The 22,007-nt window shown below is 27.2% G+C and carries 18 protein-coding genes; 4 read left to right on the forward strand and 14 right to left on the reverse strand.

All coding sequences use genetic code 11. The features are described from left to right. Position 1 precedes the first annotated feature (1 nt). The 14 genes from CBLAS_RS07055 to CBLAS_RS07120 form a co-directional block, all read right to left on the reverse strand. Positions 2 to 1,312 (reverse strand): ankyrin repeat domain-containing protein, encoded by a 1,311-nt coding sequence (locus CBLAS_RS07055; protein WP_172658198.1) that lies wholly within the window; start codon positions 1,310 to 1,312, stop codon positions 2 to 4. A 96-nt stretch (positions 1,313 to 1,408) separates the two neighbouring features. Next, positions 1,409 to 1,546 (reverse strand): hypothetical protein, encoded by a 138-nt coding sequence (locus CBLAS_RS07060; protein ID WP_157940043.1) that lies wholly within the window; start codon positions 1,544 to 1,546, stop codon positions 1,409 to 1,411. Between the two features lie 185 nt (positions 1,547 to 1,731). Continuing rightward, the gene (locus CBLAS_RS07065; RefSeq protein ID WP_172658199.1) at positions 1,732 to 3,762 is read right to left on the reverse strand and encodes a calcium-binding protein; all 2,031 of its coding nucleotides are present in this window, start codon (positions 3,760 to 3,762) and stop codon (positions 1,732 to 1,734) included. Positions 3,763 to 3,765: 3 nt separating this feature from the next. After that, positions 3,766 to 5,079: an ankyrin repeat domain-containing protein gene (locus CBLAS_RS07070; protein ID WP_106905680.1), complete on the reverse strand. Its 1,314-nt coding sequence runs from the start codon at positions 5,077 to 5,079 to the stop codon at positions 3,766 to 3,768. Positions 5,080 to 5,175: 96 nt separating this feature from the next. After that, positions 5,176 to 5,313, reverse strand: coding sequence for a hypothetical protein (locus CBLAS_RS07075; protein ID WP_157940043.1), 138 nt, complete (start codon positions 5,311 to 5,313; stop codon positions 5,176 to 5,178). Between the two features lie 185 nt (positions 5,314 to 5,498). Beyond that, positions 5,499 to 7,079, reverse strand: coding sequence for a calcium-binding protein (locus CBLAS_RS07080; RefSeq protein WP_172658200.1), 1,581 nt, complete (start codon positions 7,077 to 7,079; stop codon positions 5,499 to 5,501). Positions 7,080 to 7,095: 16 nt separating this feature from the next. Continuing rightward, a complete protein-coding gene (locus CBLAS_RS07085) occupies positions 7,096 to 7,500 on the reverse strand; it encodes a hypothetical protein (protein WP_106872940.1) in 405 nt (134 codons plus the stop codon). A 3-nt stretch (positions 7,501 to 7,503) separates the two neighbouring features. Beyond that, a complete protein-coding gene (locus CBLAS_RS07090) occupies positions 7,504 to 8,739 on the reverse strand; it encodes an ankyrin repeat domain-containing protein (RefSeq protein WP_172658201.1) in 1,236 nt (411 codons plus the stop codon). Positions 8,740 to 8,742: 3 nt separating this feature from the next. Continuing rightward, entirely contained in the window at positions 8,743 to 9,981 is a 1,239-nt protein-coding gene (locus tag CBLAS_RS07095) for an ankyrin repeat domain-containing protein (RefSeq protein ID WP_133169636.1), read from the reverse strand. A gap of 814 nt (positions 9,982 to 10,795) precedes the next feature. Continuing rightward, a complete protein-coding gene (locus CBLAS_RS07100) occupies positions 10,796 to 12,103 on the reverse strand; it encodes a TolC family protein (protein ID WP_106872928.1) in 1,308 nt (435 codons plus the stop codon). Then, positions 12,100 to 13,407 (reverse strand): HlyD family type I secretion periplasmic adaptor subunit, encoded by a 1,308-nt coding sequence (locus tag CBLAS_RS07105; RefSeq protein WP_106872926.1) that lies wholly within the window; start codon positions 13,405 to 13,407, stop codon positions 12,100 to 12,102. Before CBLAS_RS07105 ends, CBLAS_RS07100 begins: the two co-directional genes overlap by 4 nt. Positions 13,408 to 13,536: 129 nt before the next feature. Then, a complete protein-coding gene (locus CBLAS_RS07110; RefSeq protein ID WP_106872924.1) occupies positions 13,537 to 15,633 on the reverse strand; it encodes a peptidase domain-containing ABC transporter in 2,097 nt (698 codons plus the stop codon). A gap of 263 nt (positions 15,634 to 15,896) precedes the next feature. Continuing rightward, entirely contained in the window at positions 15,897 to 16,214 is a 318-nt protein-coding gene (locus CBLAS_RS07115; protein ID WP_133169632.1) for a hypothetical protein, read from the reverse strand. A 356-nt stretch (positions 16,215 to 16,570) separates the two neighbouring features. Beyond that, positions 16,571 to 17,728: a tyrosine-type recombinase/integrase gene (locus tag CBLAS_RS07120; protein WP_106872920.1), complete on the reverse strand. Its 1,158-nt coding sequence runs from the start codon at positions 17,726 to 17,728 to the stop codon at positions 16,571 to 16,573. An 858-nt stretch (positions 17,729 to 18,586) separates the two neighbouring features. Between CBLAS_RS07120 and CBLAS_RS07125 the strand changes: the two genes are divergently transcribed. From CBLAS_RS07125 to CBLAS_RS07140, 4 genes are read left to right on the forward strand one after another with little or no spacing between them, the layout of a single operon-like run. Next, the gene (locus CBLAS_RS07125) at positions 18,587 to 19,666 is read left to right on the forward strand and encodes a hypothetical protein (protein ID WP_106872918.1); all 1,080 of its coding nucleotides are present in this window, start codon (positions 18,587 to 18,589) and stop codon (positions 19,664 to 19,666) included. Positions 19,667 to 19,668: 2 nt separating this feature from the next. Then, positions 19,669 to 20,511, forward strand: coding sequence for a hypothetical protein (locus CBLAS_RS07130; RefSeq protein ID WP_106872916.1), 843 nt, complete (start codon positions 19,669 to 19,671; stop codon positions 20,509 to 20,511). Next, on the forward strand, positions 20,512 to 21,006 hold the full coding sequence (locus tag CBLAS_RS07135) for a hypothetical protein (RefSeq protein ID WP_106872914.1): 495 nt from the start codon (positions 20,512 to 20,514) through the stop codon (positions 21,004 to 21,006). It begins immediately after the preceding gene. A 10-nt stretch (positions 21,007 to 21,016) separates the two neighbouring features. Next, the gene (locus tag CBLAS_RS07140; RefSeq protein ID WP_106872912.1) at positions 21,017 to 22,006 is read left to right on the forward strand and encodes a TrbJ/VirB5 family protein; all 990 of its coding nucleotides are present in this window, start codon (positions 21,017 to 21,019) and stop codon (positions 22,004 to 22,006) included. Position 22,007: the final 1 nt, after the last annotated feature.

Raw genomic sequence — 22,007 nt, forward strand, 5'->3', positions numbered from 1 at the left:
GTTACTCCTTGTTAGTTGATTTATTTATATTTTTATAATTTTTTAAAAAATATGTTTCAATATGTTTTTTAGTTTTTTCATCTTTTGTGTTTTTGTACTGATGAATTCTTAATTCTTCCAATGTCATATTCTTATCTTTTATGTATACACTTTTAGGGCTAGCACTAAAGAATGAAGATATATTTGTATATTTAACATCTTCATTTGCATATCTAAAAAATTCTTTTATATCTTTAAAAGTTGAATTTTTAGTAGAACAATAGGCTCTAAACATTTTATGATTATATTCTAATGCAAATTCTTCTTCATAAAATTTATATACATCACATTTCATATTATCATCTATAAAACATTTGTCATAATACCATTTATAACATCTATCATAAGCCATTTTAAGTTGCTCTTTTGTAAGCTCTCCACCATAAACATTATATTTAAGTAGTAAATCTAGCATTTGTTCATGGTTTGGGATGTTATCTAAAATAGCATATACTGAATGTCTTATTGGTAAATCTTCTTCAATTCTATGTAAACCTTGTATACCACTTTTACGCTCTAATCTTTGTGGGATATACCCACTCTCTAAAACTATCTTAGCTAGTTCTATATAGTTTCTAGACACTAAATATCCAAATGGTTCAGTTTCATCTTTAGAATGCTCATCTGTATTCCATTTACCTTTGTATATGATAGCAATATCATCTCCATCAACTATAATTTTTTCAATTAAGTTATAATATGGTGGTTTTAAATAAGATTGAATTTTGATTAACTCATCAAATTTAACCCCACTATCAAGTAGTAGTTTAGCTGTTAGGGTTGAGTTGTTTTCAACTGCATAAGCTAAAGGGCTTAGTTTATATCTATCTTTTGCTCTTATATTAGCACCAAGTTTAATTAACTCTTTTGAAGTGTTTAAATCATTATAAAAGCTTGAATACATTAAAGGTGTTAGTCTATGTAAAAACTTAGTATCTACACTTAAGTTATGCTCTTTTAAGAAATTTAATACTTTGTTTGTATCTTTTTGTTTTAAATAGTGTCTTAAAGTAGTTAAAGTTTTATTTTCATCTCTATATTCTCTTTCATCATCTATATCCCAATATCTAAATGAAAAACTATCTACCTCTTCTTGGGTTACATATTTACTTAGTCCTGGAACTTTTGAAACATTTGTATCTTGAGTTATAGTGTAAGATGATTTATTATTATCACAACCTGTAAAAAGTAGAGTTATTAAAAACAATGAAGTAGTTAAAAAGAATGTTTTAAATGTTATTTGGTTTGGTTTAGATAGTTTAGTGAATTTCAAAGGAATTCCTTTATGATTATTTGGTTTATCTTTGCACTTTTATAGCTTGCTTTAAAACTTGGCATTTTTACTCCTTGTTATTTGGTTTATTAAATGTCATATAAGTTTCTTTTTGTTTGGTTTATTGGTTTGGTGTGTAAGCTTAGTTTGTATGGTTTTATCTGTTTGATTGATTAAGTAGTGTATTTGTATAAGTAAGTTTATGCTTTTATAGGTTGTTTTAAAACTTAGCATAACTTGCTCCTTATTGTTTTAAGGTTTTAATATCTATTATTTCTTATAAAATAATGTTTTACTATTCAAATTTAACATATTAAACTAACAATAAAATATTATCTAAATAAAACTTATATGTTTTTAAAACATGATATTTAATTTCAAAAATTTTTAATTTAAATATCATAAAGATATTGCCTAGCTTAAGCAACATTTTTATAATATTTATCTTTTCCACCTGCAGTTTTTATAGTATCTGCACCTTCTCCTGCATGTATAGTATTATCTCCGCCTGTAGCAGTTACTTCATCTTCTCCATTACCTAAAATCAAAGTGTTTGTTCCACCACTTATGGTTATGGTGTCTTTATCTTTACCACCTATAATTTGGTTTTTACCACCTTTAATCTCTATAGTGCTTTCACCATTAGAAGTATTAACAAAGTTTTTACCATCTTCTATAGTTATATTTTCCTTACCTTTGCCACCATAAACATTGTTTTTACCAGAATTTAAGATAACAGTATTAGTATCTTCTTCTTTATCTTTATCTTCTCCATTTTTACTATCTTTACTAGTATAGATAAAAGACTCTTTGCTATTAGTTATCTTAATGGTATCACTTCCAGCTCCAGCGTAGATATAGTTAATACCTCCATTATCTTCTATAGTATCATCACCAGCTTTTGTAACTATAGTGTCATTATCTTTTCCAGTAGTTACAATGTCTTTAGCTTTAGAACCATTAATTGTATTATTTCCATCTCCTGCATTTACTGTATTGGTTGTGTTTTCCTTTTCTTCATCAAATTTATCTTTTATATCAGCATTGGTATATATAGTATCATTTCCAGAACCTGTTGTTATAGTATCGCTTCCTAAGCCACCTTCTACATAAACATTATTAGAAGATTTGATATTTATACTATCGTTATTAGAATAACCAAAAACATTTATGTCTACTTTATTACCATACCTTATACTTTGGTCAAGAGTATAGTTACCACTAACAAATATATTTGCATCTCTATTTATTTCAAACAATCCACCTGAATTTGCAGTAGATTTTCCAACCATTTTATTAGATTTAGTATCAAGATAATAAGGAGAATTTGCATTTGTATAATCTCTCTCGCCCATCTCTTTTAAAAGAGACATTTTTAAAAACTCTTTTCTTGTGTTTAAATGTCTATCTGAGTAAAATTTTATATTATCATACTCTGTCTCATGTTTATGGTCTGCAAGCACATAGCCTTTTAAATTTTTTAGAGCATATTTAGCAGCTTCTTTTATCATTATTTTTTCTTGGATTTTACCACTATAATCTACATCATCTAAAACCCTACTGGCATTATTTCCAAAATTTCCAAAGTAGTTAACTAAAACTTTGTGTGCATCACCTTTGCCAAAAACAACATGAAGCTCTTCTTTGCTATCATTTGGGTAATCAATCCTTTTTAAAAAAGGAATTAAACTTCCCTTTTCACCATCATAACTTCTAAATTCAAATGTGTTTAAATATGATGTATTATCTTTATCATAGTTTTTATAAAAGACAATCTCAGCATCATTTTTATCTCTTGCTAGTATTACTCTATCTATATTGCTATCATTCATATATGAGTTTATTTTACTCCAATTACTAGATAGTATACTCTCATAATCCCCAGCATTATAAACTACAAATTTTTTCTCTTTTAAAATATCTGTTTTTTTATCAAAGTAATTTATCTCTATTAGGTGGTTTTTAACAAACATATCTTTAGCACTAAAAAACAAACTTGACACTTTTCCAGCCACACCGCCAAATACACCTATAGCTGCATCGACAACAAATCCAGTGGCATTTTTAAAAAAATATACCAATTCATTTTTATCTACTACTCTATATAAATTCTTATCATCATCTTTATCTATACCTTCTATACTTGAACCAGTATCATTAGGTTTTGTGTCAGATAAATTAAGCTGACCAAATATATTATCTATAGCAAAAATTGAACCTTTAAACATAAACCCCAAAGATTTTTTGCCAAGATTTTTTAATGCTCTATCTGCTTCATTTTTATCTTTTACCCCCTCTAATGCACTATCTAACATATCTTCTATCAAATCAACAGCTGATTCTATGGCTCCTGCCACATCTCCATCCATTACCTCATTTTTTGTTTTTATTATATCTACAACTACATTTATCTTTGCATTTTTATATGCTTGTATATCAAACTCTGCCATTAGTTACTCCTTGTTAGTTGATTTATTTATATTTTTATAATTTTTTAAAAAATATGTTTCAATATGTTTTTTAGTTTTTTCATCTTTTGTGTTTTTGTACTGATGAATTCTTAATTCTTCCAATGTCATATTCTTATCTTTTATGTATACACTTTTAGGGCTAGCACTAAAGAATGAAGATATATTTGTATATTTAACATCTTCATTTGCATATCTAAAAAATTCTTTTATATCTTTAAAAGTTGAATTTTTAGTAGAACAATAGGCTCTAAACATTTTATGATTATATTCTAATGCAAATTCTTCTTCATAAAATTTATATACATCACATTTCATATTATCATCTATAAAACATTTGTCATAATACCATTTATAACATCTATCATAAGCCATTTTAAGTTGCTCTTTTGTAAGCTCTCCACCATAGACATTGTATTTAAGTAGTAAATCTAGCATTTGTTCATGGTTTGGGATGTCATCTAGTCTTGAAAAAACAGAAAACTCTATATCTAAATTTCTACTATGACCTTCGGATATACCTTGTATAGTCTCTGGATATTCTAATCTTTTTGGAACATATCCACTTTCTAATACTATCCTAGCTAATTCTACAAAATTACAAACTACTATATACTCAAATGGCTCTGTTTCATCTTTAGAATGCTCATCTGTATTCCATTTACCTTTATATATAATAGTAATATCATCTCCATCAACTATTATATTTTTCATACTTCTATAAAAAGGTGGTTTTAAATAGTATTGTATCTGTGTTAACTCATCAAATTTAACCCCACTATCAAGTAGCAGTTTAGCTGTTAGAGTTGAGTTGTTTTCAACTGCATAAGCTAAAGGGCTTAGTTTATATCTATCTTTTGCTCTTATATTAGCACCAAGTTTAATTAACTCTTTTGAAGTGTTTAAATCATTATAAAAACTTGAATACATTAAAGGTGTTAGTCTATGTAAAAACTTAGTATCTACACTTAAGTTATGCTCTTTTAGGAAATTTAATACTTTGTTTGTATCTTTTTGTTTTAAATAGTGTCTTAAAGTAGTTAAAGTTTTATTTTCATCTCTATATTCTCTTTCATCATCTATATCCCAATATCTAAATGAAAAACTATCTACCTCTTCTTGGGTTACATATTTACTTAGTCCTGGAACTTTTGAAACATTTGTATCTTGAGTTATAGTGTAAGATGATTTATTATTATCACAACCTGTAAAAAGTAGAGTTATTAAAAACAATGAAGTAGTTAAAAAGAATGTTTTAAATGTTATTTGGTTTGGTTTAGATAGTTTAGTGAATTTCAAAGGAATTCCTTTATGATTATTTGGTTTATCTTTGCACTTTTATAGCTTGCTTTAAAACTTGGCATTTTTACTCCTTGTTATTTGGTTTATTAAATGTCATATAAGTTTCTTTTTGTTTGGTTTATTGGTTTGGTGTGTAAGCTTAGTTTGTATGGTTTTATCTGTTTGATTGATTAAGTAGTGTATTTGTATAAGTAAGTTTATGCTTTTATAGGTTGTTTTAAAACTTAGCATAACTTGCTCCTTATTGTTTTAAGGTTTTAATATCTATTATTTCTTATAAAATAATGTTTTACTATTCAAATTTAACATATTAAACTAACAATAAAATATTATCTAAATAAAACTTATATGTTTTTAAAACATGATATTTAATTTCAAAAATTTTTAATTTAAATATCATAAAGATATTGCCTAGCTTAAGCAACATTTTTATAATATTTATCTTTTCCACCTGCAGTTTTTATAGTATCTGCACCTTCTCCTGCATGTATAGTATTATCTCCGCCTGTAGCAGTTACTTCATCTTCTCCATTGCCTAGTGTTAAAGTGTTTGTTCCACCACTTATGTTTATAGTATCTTTGTCTTTACCACCTATAATTTGATTTTTACCACCTTTAATCTCTATAGTGCTTTCACCATTAGAAGTATTAACAAAGTTTTTACCATCTTCTATAGTTATATTTTCCTTACCTTTGCCACCATAAACATTGTTTTTACCAGAATTTAAGATAACAGTATTAGTATCTTCTTCTTTATCTTTATCTTCTCCATTTTTACTATCTTTACTAGTATAGATAAAAGACTCTTTGCTATTAGTTATCTTAATGGTATCACTTCCAGCTCCAGCGTAGATATAGTTAATACCTCCATTATCTTCTATAGTATCATCACCAGCTTTTGTAACTATAGTGTCATTATCTTTTCCAGTAGTTACAATGTCTTTAGCTTTAGAACCATTAATTGTATTATTTCCATCTCCTGCATTTACTGTATTGGTTGTGTTTTCCTTTTCTTTATCAAATTCATCTTTTATAGCAGCATTGGTATAGATAGTATCATTACCAGAGCCTGTTGTTATAGTATCGCTTCCTAAGCCACCTTCTACATAAACATTGTTGGAATACTCTCCGATTATAGAGCTTATATTTTTTATTCCAGCGTTTATAGTATCGTTGTCAGAATATCCAAAAATGCTTAAATTCTTAGTTGGAAGTTGTTGTGTATAAGAGCCGTTAACAAAGACATTTACTGAGTTAAATTCCTGATTTCCTATGCTACCTTGAGTTAGCGAACCCGCACTTAATGTCTTTCCATGATTTATATCTACATAGTGTATCGGGGAGCTAAATTCTCTTTGATTTTTTGCTTGTTCTTTTACAAATTTAGTAAAAAACTCAACTCTAGCATTTTTATGCCTATCTGAGTAGATATCTAAATTTTGATATTCGGTTGCTTCTCTATGTTTTTCAGTAGCATATCCTTTTAAATATTGCAAAGAATATTTAGCAGCTTCTCGCATTGCATTAATATCATTACCTTTTCCTGACAATCTTATATCACTTAAAACTCTACTTGCATTAGCCCCAAAATTTGCATAATAGTTAACTATAATTTTTTCAGCATTCTTACCTTTAGAAAAAGCTATATGAGCCTCTTTGTTTTTATAAGGAAAGTCTATCCTAGCTAAAAATGGTATTAAAACTTCATCTCCACTTCCATTTCTTAGTTCAAAGGTGTTTTTTGAGTTATCAACAGTATATTTTTTATAAAATACTATATCTGCCTTTTTATCTTCCCCTTTATCACTACCAACTATAACTCTATCTAATGCTAGATTTTTTATATCTGAGATTATATCATTAGAAATTCCATCATAGTAATTTGTAAATTTATATAATATATATTTTCTCTCTTTAAGCTCATTTGTAATTTTGTCTTTATATTCTATTACTATATTATGATTACTAGAAATATCGCCTACTAGTAAAGAAGACATTCCTAGAGTTATTGCCTCAATACCATTTGCTAAATAAAGCCCAATAGCGTTTATCTATAACAGGATATAAGTCATTATTTCCTTCTGCAAGACTTGAACCATCATGGCTTATATTATAAGTATATAGCTTTGCTGGAGCCAAAACTGAATCCACAACAGCATAACCTATAGATAAATAAAATCCAAATTTCTTAAGAGCTAGTTTTTCCAACTCTTTTTCGGCTTTACTATATCCACTTGATACATTTACAAGTTGTTCTACTAAAAAATGAATACTTCCTCTTATAGTAGAAGTTATACCTTCTGGGTCTTCATTTATTTTATCCCCTAAAGACTTAACTATATCATTTGTTAGTTTATCTGTGTGTTTTTCTATAAGTTCATTTTTCAAACTTTGGTTAAAATCATCATTTGTTGGCATTAGTTACTCCTTGTTAGTTGTTTTATTATTAATTTTATTATTACTATTTTTATAGATTACTTTTTCTGGGTTGTCTATATTTGCTCTTAAAAAACCAGAAATATTATAATTTTTTTCATAATCATTAGCCCAAGCTAAAAGTTCTTTTATGCCTTTAAATGTTGAATTGTTGTCAGAACAATGTTTTTTATGATACTTAATTGTTCTATATAAACTCAGTTTTGGATCCATGCTCAATGTTATTTTTCCACTTTTAAACTCTTTTTCTGTTTTTAAAAAATCAATATAATTTTTATAACATCTATCATAAGCCTTTTTAAGTTGTTCTTTTGTAAGCTCATTTCCATAAACATTATATTTAAGTAGTAAATCTAGCATTGGTTCATGGTTTGGGATATTGTCAAGCCTTGAATATACTGAGTAGTATATAGATGAGTTATCATCTATATATAGTTCTGATATACCGCTTGGATACTCTTTTAATCTTTGTGGCTTGTATCCACTTTCTAATACCATCTTAGCTAGTTCTATATAATTTCTTGATACTATATAAATAAATGCATCAGATGGATATTTAGCATCTATGTTTTTTATCCAATTGTTTTCATAGATTATTTCGATATTATCTCCATCAACTATTATATTTATAATTTCTCCATAAAGTGGTGAATTTATATATTGTTGTATATACCCTAGTTCATCAAATTTAACTCCACTATCAAGTAGTAATTTAGCTGTTAGGGTTGAGTTGTTTTCAACTGCATAAGCTAAAGGTGAGAGTTTATAACTATCTTTTGCTCTTATATTAGCACCTAGTTTTATAAGTTCTTTTGAAGTGTTTAAATCATTATAAAAACTTGAATACATTAAAGGTGTTGTTCCATCTTGTATAGTTATATCTATACTTAGGTTATTATCTTTTATATAAGATAATACCTTTTTTGTATCTTTTTGTTTTAGTAAGTTTCTTAATGGTATTAAATTTGGTTTAATATCTTTTGTATAGTTACTATCTATACCCCAATATCTAAATGCAAAGCTATCTACCTCTTCTTGTGTTACATATTTAGATAATCCTGGAACTTTTGAAACATTTGTATCACTTGTGATTACAAAGTCTGCTTTTGATTTATTATTATCACAACCTGTAAAAAGTAGAGTTAGGAGTAAAGTAGTAGTTAGTATAAAAGAGGCTTTTTTAAACTCTTCCCAAAATTTAGCTCTGTCAAATTTAGCCACTTTTTACTCCTTGTTTTTTAGTTTATGCTCTATATGATTTATTTTATTATAGATTGTATCTGTTTGGTTTTTATAGATTACTTTTTTATTTTTATTTATTTTTTTACTCAAATTTCTTTCAAATTCATCAGCACCTATATTTGTTAATTCAATCATTAGAGTATTTTGATTTTTAAATTTAATATACTCTTTAGTATTTTTAAATGTTGAATTTCTATCACTACAAGTTTTATTTAAAAATTTAATATGTAAATCATCAAAAAATAGTTTTTCATCTTTGTTTAGTTCTTTTTCATTCCATCCATGCTCATGTAGAAATAGGCAATGATCATAAGCCTTTTTAAGCTCTTCTTCATTAGGTTGTCCTGATACATTATGTTCTAGCATTAACTCTAACATTGGTTCGTAGTTTGGCATCTTGGTAAGCTCTTTAAAACAATTCTTACCTAGGGTGTTATCAAATTTACAATCAGGCTTATAACCACTCTCTAAAATTAGTTTAGCTATCTCTATAAAATTTCTTCTTACTACATAGTAAAATAGATTAACTTTCCCACTCCAATAATCTTTAAAAGGTTCACCTGTTTCTGAGTTGTTTCTAGTGCTATAATACTTTTCACCAATATATAAATCATAGTTAATAGTTAAAGTATCTTTATCTATAATTATTGAACCTATGCTCCCTTTATACTCTGGAGAGATTAAATACCCTTGCACCCTAGGAACCTCTTCAAATTTAACTCCATTATCAATTAATAATTTTACTACATCTATAGAGTTATGTGATATAGCATAGGCTAGTGGAGCTAAAGAGTATCTATCTTTTGCTCTTATGTTAGCACCAAGCTTTATAAGCTCTTTTGAAGTATTTAAATCATTGTAAAAGCTTGAATACATTAGTGGTGTTGTATTGTATTGAAGTCTTACATCTACACTTAAGTTATTATCTTTTAAAAAGTTTAATACCTTGTTTGTGTCTTTATCTTTTAGATACTGTCTTAATGGTTTTAGAGTTTGGTTTTTTTCAGGATATTTTTCAAACTCATCTATATCCCAACTTTCAAATCCTATTCTATCTAACTCTTCTTGAAATACAATGCCTTTTAGTTCTGGGTGATTTGATAAATTCATATCAGTATGAACTGATATCTTAGTTGTGTTTAGTGAAGTATAAAAGTTATAACCTAATACTAAAACTGTAGCTGCTAACATAGTTAATGCAAGCTCTTTGAATGTTTTCAAGGAAGTTCCTTTATGATTATTTGGTTTATTTTTGCACTTTTATATGCTTGTATATCAAACTCTGCCATTATTTACTCCTTGTTATCTGTTTGATTAAATTTCATATAAGTTTCTTTATTGTTTGGTTTATTGGTTTGGTCTGTAAATTTTATCTGTATGGTTTTATATATTTGATTGATTAAGTAGTGTATTTGTGTAGGTAAGTTTTATGTTTTTATAGGTTGTTTTAAAACTTTGCATAACTTACTCCTTGTTATTGTTTTGTTATTCAAATTTGACATATTAAATTAACAATAAAATATTATCTAAATAAAACTTAAATAAACTCATAAAATTATTACTAATTTGAAATTATATTTAAATTTATTATTGAAATTTGTTATCAACTATATTAACTTTTTACACTTTAAAATTAATGGTAGCTATGTTGTGTATTTTATAAATTATAATATTAAGTTTTAAGTTGTTGTTTTTGTAATTTAATGATATTTTTTATAGAGATTTATTTTAAAATTAAATATATTGATTAAATAGTTAGATTTTACCTATGCTTTAATCAGCTAGGAAATAGGTTTTAAATTATACTTTTTAGTTACTTCAAACTAATATTTTAGTCTTTGCTTTCTTTTATGTTTAAATTATAGATATTTTAATATCTAGTTGTATTCTTTGTTTGTGCTTTAAACAGCTAATAATAAGCCTTTAAATGACAAGATAAATAACTATATAAATATAAAATAAGAGATTTTAGTTAAGGTCTCTAAGTTAAAAAACAAAAAGTCTTTTAAATAGCTAAAACAATAGACTCTTATTCTTAATGGCACTCTTTTATCTGTGAAGATAGTATGGTTGCTTTAATGCTATTTGATTGTGAGTTTATGATGTGGTTGTTTAGCTCTAACTCTTTGCTTAATGAGTTAACTAAGGATTCTAAAATTTCTATCTTATTGCTCTCTCCACTAAGATAGAGTTTGTTTATTTGATCTGTCTGTTTTTTAGTATCTTTATGAATTTGATTTAGTAGCTCTTTTGTTTCATCTTTAGCTTCTAAGTATGCATTTAAATCATCTATTTGTTTTTGATACTCTAGTTTTGCTTGGGCTTTTTTGTATGCAAGTTTTTGTTTTTCAAGCTCTAGTTTAGTTATCTTTGCTTTTCTTCTTCCACCATCATATAACTCCCAAGTAAATGTAACTCCAACTTCATATCCATGTCTGTCCATATCCTTATAGGCTCTTTCATAGTTGTTTCTATCACTTCCATAAAAGTTATACTTAGCATATAGCGAGATAGTAGGATAATACTCTTTTTCTAATGCCTCTTTACTAAGTTTTATGCTTTTAAGCTCAGAGTCTAAAAACTTAGCTTCATAGGTATTGTTAAAGTCTGTAAAGTTATATATACCCATCTCATCACTAAAATTAGCTAGTTCATCTAATGAGTTTATCTTAGTGCTAGTTAAAACCATTATCGTTGAAAGTATTGTTTTAGCTTCTATCTTTAGTGTTTTTAATCTTGTCTTTACATCTAGTAGTTTTAGTTTGTAGTTATTTGTGTCTATACTGCTAAGCTCTCCTGCATTTTTTAATCTTTTTGCATATGTGTTTAGTTTATTGTATGAGTCTTCTAGTTTTGTGTAGATTGATATATTATTTTTAAGTTCTAATGCTTTTTTATAATTTTCAAGTAAATTTAGACTAAGTTCTACTTCATAGTTGCATTTATCATATGTTGATTTTATGATGTTTTCTTTAGAGGCTTTAAGTTCAAGTGTATCTTTTCCAAATGTAAATATATCATACCTAAGAATTATTGATGCTTGGTTTTGATAAGAGGTGGAGGTTGGAAGCCCTGTTTCTCCTACATATATAGAGTTATAATTTTTATCAAATGTATCTGAATACTGAGATGAGGCACTAAATATCAATCTTGGATAAAAATCAGCCTTTTGAAATTTAGTATCTTCTTTGGCTAGTTTTATATCTATATCTTTTATGTTTAGAGTAGGTGAGTCTTTTTTGGCTCTATCTAAAAGATACTCAAAGCTAAATTTAACCTCATTTGCAAAGGCTAAATTTAGTAATGATATAGTTATAAAAGCTAGTGTTATGAGTTTTTTCATTTAACACTAAGCCCTTCATCTAGGTATTTTATAATAGGGTATATAAAAAGCTCAATTACTCTTCTTTTTCCTACCTTTACTTCAGCTACTACACTCATACCAGGCTCCATCTGTTTTAGTTCTCCATCTACCATTAAGCTTGTCTTTAAAGGTTTAACTTTTATTTCATAGATTTCACCTAGCTTTTCATCTTTTATAGAGTCATTTGCAATGTGTATTAGCTTGCCATCTATCTTGCCATATTTTTGAAAGTTAAAAGCATCTACTTTTATAGAGACATTTTGATCAAGTTTTAAAAATCCAACATCTCTATTTAGCATATTTGCACTAATGATTAATGGCTCATCTGATGGGATTATAGATAAAAGCTCTTCAGAGTTATTAATGGATGAGCCAATGGTATGAACTAAAAGTTTGCCAACATAGCCATCAACAGGGGATGATATGATTTGTTGTTTTGTTTGGAAGGTTAGAGCATTAATTTCAGCTCTAACTAAGCTTGCCTCTTTTTGTTTATTTAAAAGCTCATCCATCCACTTTGATTTGGAAGAGCTTTTAAAGACATCAAGCTCTGTTTTAATCTCATTAAGTCTTGCTTTTTCCATTAGTAGTTTTTCGTTTGAGACTATGAGTTGTGATTTTAAATCAAGCTCTTTACTCTTTGCATCTTCATACTCTTTATAGGCTATAATCTCTTTTACTCTATTTAGTTTTTCTACTCTTTTAGTTGCAATATCTTTTAGTAAGGTTAGCTTTTTAATCTCCTCTTCATTTGCTTTAATGGAGTTTATGAGCTGTTCTATTTTAAAGCTGTATTGAGATATGGTTTCATCATAGTTTGTTTTTTGATTTATATAAAGAGATTTTTCATCTATACTTAAATTTACATCTTTTATAAACTCATCTTTATTTACTAAAAGCTCTAACCTTGTTATGGAATATTTTAAGGCTTTTAAGTTCTCTTTTTTTGTTGTTAAATTTACTGTTGATACACTAGGGTCAATCACAATCAAAGGCTGTTTTGCTTTAACCTTATCTCCTTCTTTTACAAGAATTTTAGAGATTATCCCACTTTCAAGTGGTTTTAATATCTTTATATTTCCACTTGGTATATACTTACCACTTGCACTTACAACTATATCTACTTTAGCAAAAAATAGCCAAAAAACTCCAAATACTATAATGGCAATAACTATCCATAAAATTGATCTTCCTATAGGATTTAGCGGTGTCTCTTCAATCTCTACAATGGTTGGTTTAAACTCATATGAATCATCTTTTATATCTTTAAATATTTTAACCATTTTTTACCTTAAATAAACTTAGCAAAGATAGTTGTTTTTTATATGCAGTGTTTGGATTTAAAATTATTGAGTGGGTTTTAATGGGAGTAGTTTGTTGTATTTTAATGGTAGTTAGATCCGTATTCATATTTAACTTACCTGCTTATCATATAGGTTTTTATAGTATCCATTTAGTGCCATAAGCTCATCATGAGTACCGCGCTCTTTTATCTCGCCTTTATCCATTACAAATATCTCATCACAATTTCTTACAGTGCTTAGTCTATGAGCTATTATAATAAATGTTTTATTCTCTTTAATCTTAACTAAGTTTTTATTTATAATGCTCTCACTCTCATAATCAAGTGCAGATGTTGCCTCATCAAATATTAAAATTCTTGGGTTATTTATAAGTGCTCTTGCTATGGCAATTCTTTGTTTTTGACCACCACTTAAAGCTGAGCCTCTTTCTCCAACTAAAGTATCATATCCATTTGGTAACTCACTTATAAACTCATGGGCACCTGAAACAGTTGCAGCTGCAATCACACTTTGCATACTAGCGTTTGTTGCTGCAAATGTTATATTATCTTTTATGCTTCCACTAAAAAGATAGCTCTCTTGTAAAACCACCCCTATGTTTTGCCTAAGGATATATGGGTTTAGATGTCTTATATCTATGCCATCTATATAGATAGCTCCCTCACTTTGAAGATATAATCTCTCAATTAGTTTTGTGATGGTACTTTTTCCACTACCACTTCTTCCAACTATCCCAATGCTTCTATTTGGTGGTATGTGAAGAGAGATATTTTTAAGGACTAAATTTGAACTTGGTGTATATCTAAAGCTAACATTATCAAATCTAATATCACCTTTGATTCTTTCAATTGCTATTGGCTTATTGGTGCTTTGCTCTGTTGGAGTGTTTAGAATATCGCCTAGTCTATCTACACTTAAAAGTGCTTGTTGAAACTCATTCCAAAGACCAACCAAACGCATAATTGGGGCTGAAAATTGTCCTGCAAACATTTGAAATGCAATTAATTGCCCAACACTTAACTTTCCTTCTATTACAAGTCCAACACCAAGATAGAGTATGCTTAAAGTCATTAGTTTTTGAAGTGCTCCTGCAAAGCCTCCTGCTATATTGCTTAAATTGTTTAGATTAAAACTAGATCTTACATATTTGCTTAGATACTCTTCCCACTGCTTTTGCATGCTTCCTTCAATGGCTAGGGATTTTACTGTTTGCATACCTGTAACTGACTCAACTAAGTATGAGTTACTAGCTGCTCCCATTTGAAACTTATCTTCAAGCCTTTTTCTAAGAAGTGGAGTTATAAAAAAGTAGATTAGAGCAATTATAGTTACAAATCCTATGGCAACTAAGGTTAGTTTTACACTATATAAAAGCATCATAGCAATAAACACAAAGCTAAATAAAATATCTAGTAAAACTGTGACTGATTTGTTTGCTATAAAGTCTCTTATGCTATCAAGTTCTCTAACCCTTGCAACTATATTTCCAACTTTTCTGTTTTCAAAGTAGGTCATTGGAAGAAGAACTAAATGGCTAAATAGCTCACTACCAAGCCTTGAGTCTATTTTAGTAGTAGTATGAGCAAAGATGTAGTTTCTACACAAAGATAAAAGCATCTCAAAGATAATAACAGCAAAAAATGCAATTGCAATAACATTTAGTGTGCTTATGCTATGGTGAGTTAAAACTTTATCTAAAACAACTTGAGTAAAAAGTGGAGTAACAAGTCCAAAGAGTTGCATTATAAATGAGGCAATTAATACCTCAAATACAATTCTTTTAAACTTAAGCATTCTTTTATAAAACCAAGCAAATCCAAATTTAACTTGAGAGTTTAATGTCTTATGTGCTAATACTATAAATTTTGGATTTGATATGGCTGTAAGCTCTTCATAGCTTATCTCTCTTGCTTCGTTTCCACCATCATAGATTAAATACTTGTTACCATCTTCTAAAACTTTTAAGATAGTAAAAAAAGTATTATCTTGTTTTTGAACTACAAATGGTGCTTCATATTTTATAATTAAAGCTTTATCAAGTTTTTTAATCTTTGCTCTAAACTCACAATGTTTTGCAATCCTAACAAACTCTTCAATGCTTGGTTCAATCTCATTTAGGGCGAATTTGTTAATTATAGTGTTTGCATCAAATGGAATTTTATTTATAGCAGTAATTAGCCCAAGTGAGCTAAGAGCTGTTTTCATAAGAGCCTTTGTGTTGTTATTTATCTATAGTTTAAATTAAGTTATTTTTTAATTTATGTAAACTATAAATTTATATTAAATAAAATTATAACTATAAAATAATTAAAACAAGATTTAATATGCTATAAATTAATATTGTTTTTCGTTTTTATAGAAATAATCCTAAAACATATTACTTTGTTTTAGGATTTATCTAGTTATAAATTGGCTTTATTAAATTTTATAAGTTAAATTTATAAACTAGATAAATACCCATGTTTGTTTTAATTATTATTTGGCACTTTGCTTTTAATATAGTTTGCATCTATTTCAAATCTCAAACCATCAGTTGTTTGCAAATAATAAAATTTCCCTAAAGTTGATAATGCTTTTATGTTGTGGAGTTCTATCATGTCTTTGTTATCGCCTTTATCTATATATGTATTTGATTCTTTATTTTCACAATTTTCTTTACAAATTTCATCAGGTAATGTGTAAAACGCTTTTTTATCTAAAACTAGGGTTTTATAATTGATGTTGCCGTAATTTAGAATTTTAAAAACATTTCCAGAGGCTAATATAGCTAAAGAAAATAAAATCATAAAGAATGAGCTAATAAAAGTCAGTTTAAAGTCTTGTTTTGTAAAATGATTTGCAATTAATAACACCCAAAATAACCACATACCAAAGAATAGTATAAACCATATCAGCCATAGGTTATTGGATTTTAATGGTATAATAAATGACAAAATTAGAATTATAATCAATAAAATAATATTAAAAATATTAAAAACTTTTTCATTGTTTCTATATCTTATTATGCTACTTAAAAATATTAAGCTTGAATACCATAAAATGGGGCTTTAAACGCATTAAAAGAAGCGAAAATCATTCTATTTTTATTAAATTTTATTGATATTATAGCATACTTTTCTAAAAATATGTCTAAAAATAAATTTTAAATGACAATATCATTTAAAAAAACAGCCCTTTGCTTGACTTCTTTTGGCAAATATTTTGCATACGAGCGATAAGTTTCATTCAAGTCCTTATGTCCCATCATTTTGCAACCAACCCACATCGGCTCCTCACCACGACTTAGCATAACGGATGCAAACGAATGCCTAGTGTCGTAAAGTCTGCGTATATTATAGCCAAGTTTTTCTTGCAAATCATTAAATTTAATCCTTATCATTGAACGAGAACGCCTAAAAATTCTTTTATTTTTATCACTTGCATCTAGCTTTATAAGTTCTTTATAAACGATGCTAAGCATATCAATCGTGCGATTACTTGTTTTGGTTTTTGGAGAATCCACGATACCGACATCAGAAAGTGTTTTATTGATGCGAATTTGTCTATTTTCAAAATCTAAATCACCAAAAGTAAGAGCGAAAATCTCGCCAGTTCTAGCACCTGTAAAAAAAGCAACTATCAAAAATAAACGTAGTTCCTCATCGTTCGCATTTTTTATAAGTTCTAAAATTTCTTCAAGGCTAAAAGGTGTAAATTTTTCATCGTTCACATTGTCATATTGTTGTTTGAATCTTGGCATGTAAAACGGGTTTTTTGAGATTAAATCATTATTTACAGCATAGCGAAATAACATTTTTAAAAAGGAGCAATAGCCACTAATAGAGCTATCTTTTAAGCCTTTATCCTTAAAAAATTGAACAAATTCAACACTATGATGCCTTTTAAAATCAGGTAAATAATGGATGCCTTTATATTCTAAAAAATCACTAACAGCATTACTCATAACACCATAAAGCTTAATAGTTTTGTCTTTTAAAAAAGATTTTTCTTGAAGCAAATTATTAATCACACTATCAAAACTAAACTCGCTACTATTTTTTATAAGCTTTAATTCATTTTCTGTTTTTCTTAGTTGACGATCGACTTGGGAATTCTCAAGCTCATAATAATCACGCCTAGCTTTTTCGAGTTCAGCCTTAGAACCTATAAACCTATCATAATTTTTACGTATAAAATCAAATGCAAGAGCAGACTTTTTAATACCAGTAGAGCGACGAATTCTCTCACCATCTTTTTGATGGTCAACATAAAACCTGCCTTTTTGAATATAAATATTTCTATTTTTTGGTAAATTTTTCATAAGTAGATTTTAGCAAAAAAATCTCAATAAGTAAATTTAACATATAAGCATTATTCCCTTAATATAAATAAATATTTTATTATAATATTAAATTAATAGTATAATTTAAGATTTAAAAATAATATAAAATAATATTTCAAAGCTTAAAGTCCATAATAAAGGGATTAATATATTAAAAATAGCTTAAAAATAATCTAAATTTATACTAAGAATTACAAAATGTTCCGATAAAACGATTTTTTAAATTAAGGTTCAAGTCTAAAAATAAGAACACAACATAGCATTTAAAGGTTTTTAAAGGATTAAGCAAAAATTAGAATAAAAGTTTAAGTTTTTACAAAATGTTCCAGCCCTTACTATATATAAAATACAAATTTAAAAAGGGAAAAGAAATTAAATATTGGAGAGTTTAGAAATTTAGAATTTTTTAAATTTTATTTAAATTTGACAAAACTTAAAAAAATATTAAATTATAGTTTTAGTACAGATTTTAGATTTTTTTATTTTTTTGCTTTTTAAGAAAAAATTTATTTTAATTATTAATGACAAAGGGATTTTTTAAAATTTGAATGATTAAAATATTTTTTTAATGTTTTAATGGTTGTTGGCAATTTTGATTAATTTTAAGGGGTATTTTAGGGCTTAAAAATAAAAAGTAAGGAAAACATACGAAAAAAGTTTAATTTTGATTGTAGAGCATTTAAATGGCATTTGTGAGCATTTTTAAATTTTTAGCCGTTTTTTTGTTTTTTGTGTGTCATTTTTTACAGCTATTTTAAATTTAAATAGAAGTAAAATACTTTAAAAGTGTTTGTTTAAAATTAACACTATGAATTAAATTAATAATAGGACTAAACGATGATCGATAAGCTAACACAAGAGCAACTTAACGAATGGAGTTATCTTCAAGAGCAAGAAATATATGAACCATTAGAACAAAAAAATAACAGATCAGAATTAGAAGAAAATAAAGAGAAGAAAAAACAAGCACAGCAAAGTTTTAATTCTTCTAATGAACATTTAAGTAAAGATGCAAAACAAGCCATTGAAACATTAGAAAAAAAAGAAAAAATAGATGAGAAAATACAAGAAAAACAAGCAGAACTAAACGAATTTAAAAGCCCAAAACAAAAAAGAGAATTTTTAAAAAACAAGTTGGATAATATAAAAAATAATCAGAATTTAAAAGAGAGCTTGGAAATTTTAAAAGAAAAAGAAAAATTAGACGAGCAAATAAAAGCAAAAGAAAAAGAGATAAAAAATGAAAATTTAAAAGACAATACTAACGAAATAGAAAAAGGGAAAGAAAACCAAGAAGAACAAGGCAAGAAGCAAAATCAAGGTAACTCAGCCGAACAAGATGACTGGGATAAAAGAGCTAAAGAACTTGAGCTACAACACGAAAAAGAGCTAGAAGCATTAAAAGAACAACAATCAAAGCTTGAAGCAAATTTTCAAAAGTCTATAGACAATTTAATGAACAGCGATGGGATAAATGGTGTAATTACGGCATTACAGGAAATGGATAGAAGCCTAGAAATGATGTTAAAACAGGGGAAAGAAGAAAGCGAAACTAAAGACAAACAACGTAAAGAAAAACTAGAAATGGCATTTGATAGTCCTAATTTTAAAGAAGTTGTAGGGGATTTGGTAAAAGAAGTATATAAAGAACAAAAAAAGGTTAAAAATGGTTTAACAACTATGGAAAATGAGCAAATAAATTATACTAAACTACAAAGTACATATGAAAAAGAAACCAAAAAAGGATTAGATGTTAAAGGATATGAAAAATTAAAAACAATGATAAGCAACATAGAGAAAGAAACTCCAAATTTCAAAGAAAATTATCCTAAATTTTATAAAAAAATAAATGATACTTTAAAACAAACAAAAAATAAAATTTTAAACAAAAGCACAAATGTGCTTGAAAGGAACTAGCAATGACGGGCATTACTATTGGTAAAGAAGAAAATGGTGGACAAATGGAAGTTAAAAATTTTGAAGGTCTTATGTTTAATGTTAGCAATTTTTATGGCGATTTAGATTATTTTGCCACATATGCCACCATAACAAAGGAAGAAAAAAAAGAATTTTTAAAATCTTTAACTCCAAAACAAAAAAGAGAGATTATAGAATATATAATAGATGATCATTGTAAAATTGACAAAATAGATAAAAATGAAATGAAAAGTATAGAATTAACTGAAATAGCAGTTAGAGCCGAAGACATCAACTTTGCTATGTATTTAGCAAACGAACATAATCCTAAAAAAGCAGAATTTTATTATAAAGAATACGAACAGATTGGAATAGATTATGGGCAACATATAATTCTATCAAATGAAAAATTTATAGATGAAGATAGTAAACAAAAAACAATTGAAAATAAAGAAATTTTTGTAAAAGAAAATTTGATTGAAAGAGCAATAAGCTCGACTAAAGCCAAAAAGATAACAAATGAAAGATTGTATGAGCCAACTAAAAAAGAATTAAATAAAGATGGAAGTGTAAATGTCGAATGGTTGGAAAAATCATTCTATGAAAAAATAGACAAAGATTATATATTAGATTTAAGCATTTTAAGAAATGAATACAAAAAAATGGACAGAGAAGCAAAAGTATATGATAAATTAAAAGAATACTTCCAAAAAAATAAAAAAAGAGATATACAAGATATTGACAAAGATATCAACAAAGAAAGATTTAAATTTAATTATCCAAAAATGTATGAAAAACTAGAAAAAGAAATGAAAAAGGAAAAATCAAAAGGACAAGAGCGATAAATGCAACAAAATAACGAAGAAATAACTCCATATAGCAATAAAACACCTAAAGAAAAACTGGAATACATAAAAGAAGTTTTAAACAGCCAACAAGATAATAAACAAAACCAAGAAGAAAAATATATTGAATTAAATCAAGCGTTGGCTGTTTCATACGAACCATATAATCAAGATAAAGCTTATGAACATATGTTTAACAATATCAAAATACTTGATATGCCAAAGCAAGAACAAAATAAAATATTTCAAGAAGAAAATCCAAAATTATACAAAGAATTAAAAAATGAATTTGAACTTATGCAAAATGAGAGTAATCTTCAAAAGAAAACATTAAATGCAGATATAAAAACTATAATTAAATCCTATGATGAATTTAAAATAGGAAAAAATATAAACAAAATTAGATTTAAAACACACTATCCAAAGTCTTTTGAAAAAATGCAAAAAGCAAATGATAAAGATTTGATACTTAACAATAAATTAAAAGGAAGATAAAGGATAGCAAATGAAAAAAACATTAATAGCACTAAGTATTGCAACTTCACTATATTTGAATAATTTAAATGCTGGTGGAATTCCAACAATTGATGTTGCTGCGATTGCACAAGCTGTAGTTGGATATACTCAAACTTTAAAAGATTATGCGGAACAAATTAAACAATATGAGCAAATGGTTCAAGACACATTAAACTTTGAAAAACAAATGAAAGAATTAGGTGTTGATATGAATGATGTTAATCAAATACTAGGAGATGTAACACAGATGATCAATTCAATGAAAGACATCTATAGTAGCGTTAAAAATATTCCAGAAGATATTATGGGTGACGTGGCAAGAGTTAAAATGGCTTGTTCGTTTTTAGAAACAAATAGTCAATTTTTTGGAATATCGGTTAAGACTTCAAGCAATAAACTAACAAGCAAAATAAATCAATGCACTTACGCACTAAGAAATGGAGTAAATTTAAGCAAAAGTATAGAAGAAATAACCGCCAAGATGAATGCATCCATTGATCCAATAGAAAGAGCAAACTATAAAGCTCAGATTGCAAATATTAAAAATGCGGAAAAATTTTTACAAGCAAGAGAGAATGCAACAAAGACTGATGCATTATTGGCATTTGAAGATGTGTTTCACAAAGAAGATAAAACAAATTCATACTCAAAAGCAAAAATGAATGACGATTTAAATAAATTCGCAAAACAACTAAGTAAGGCAAACAATCAAAAACAAGCCCAAGCACTTACAAACTCATTACTGCTTAAAATTTTAGAAAATTTACAACATCAATATGAGTTAAACATCAACTATACAAGCACAATGGCATCAAGTAGGCATTCATATAATAACAGCAATAAAAATTTAACTGAAGAGAGTTTTAATAAAAACGTAGTCGAATATAAACGCAATGATAATATATTTGAACCCGAAACAAAACAGCTACCAAAAGATGAACTAGGACTTCCAAAATTTATATTCAAAAGGAGTAATTAAA

It is taken from the genome of Campylobacter blaseri, from assembly GCF_013201895.1.
Lineage (GTDB): Bacteria > Campylobacterota > Campylobacteria > Campylobacterales > Campylobacteraceae > Campylobacter_B > Campylobacter_B blaseri.

Bases quoted from the DNA above. Each gene is read 5' to 3' on its own strand.
- CBLAS_RS07060 (WP_157940043.1), bottom strand. From the start codon at position 1,546: ATGCTAAGTTTTAAAACAACCTATAAAAGCATAAACTTACTTATACAA.
- CBLAS_RS07065 (WP_172658199.1), bottom strand. From the start codon at position 3,762: ATGGCAGAGTTTGATATACAAGCATATAAAAATGCAAAGATAAATGTA.
- CBLAS_RS07075 (WP_157940043.1), bottom strand. From the start codon at position 5,313: ATGCTAAGTTTTAAAACAACCTATAAAAGCATAAACTTACTTATACAA.
- CBLAS_RS07080 (WP_172658200.1), bottom strand. From the start codon at position 7,079: ATGTCTTCTTTACTAGTAGGCGATATTTCTAGTAATCATAATATAGTA.
- CBLAS_RS07085 (WP_106872940.1), bottom strand. From the start codon at position 7,500: ATGCCAACAAATGATGATTTTAACCAAAGTTTGAAAAATGAACTTATA.
- CBLAS_RS07100 (WP_106872928.1), bottom strand. From the start codon at position 12,103: ATGAAAAAACTCATAACACTAGCTTTTATAACTATATCATTACTAAAT.
- CBLAS_RS07105 (WP_106872926.1), bottom strand. From the start codon at position 13,407: ATGGTTAAAATATTTAAAGATATAAAAGATGATTCATATGAGTTTAAA.
- CBLAS_RS07110 (WP_106872924.1), bottom strand. From the start codon at position 15,633: ATGAAAACAGCTCTTAGCTCACTTGGGCTAATTACTGCTATAAATAAA.
- CBLAS_RS07115 (WP_133169632.1), bottom strand. From the start codon at position 16,214: ATGATTTTATTTTCTTTAGCTATATTAGCCTCTGGAAATGTTTTTAAA.
- CBLAS_RS07120 (WP_106872920.1), bottom strand. From the start codon at position 17,728: ATGAAAAATTTACCAAAAAATAGAAATATTTATATTCAAAAAGGCAGG.
- CBLAS_RS07125 (WP_106872918.1), top strand. From the start codon at position 18,587: ATGATCGATAAGCTAACACAAGAGCAACTTAACGAATGGAGTTATCTT.
- CBLAS_RS07130 (WP_106872916.1), top strand. From the start codon at position 19,669: ATGACGGGCATTACTATTGGTAAAGAAGAAAATGGTGGACAAATGGAA.
- CBLAS_RS07135 (WP_106872914.1), top strand. From the start codon at position 20,512: ATGCAACAAAATAACGAAGAAATAACTCCATATAGCAATAAAACACCT.
- CBLAS_RS07140 (WP_106872912.1), top strand. From the start codon at position 21,017: ATGAAAAAAACATTAATAGCACTAAGTATTGCAACTTCACTATATTTG.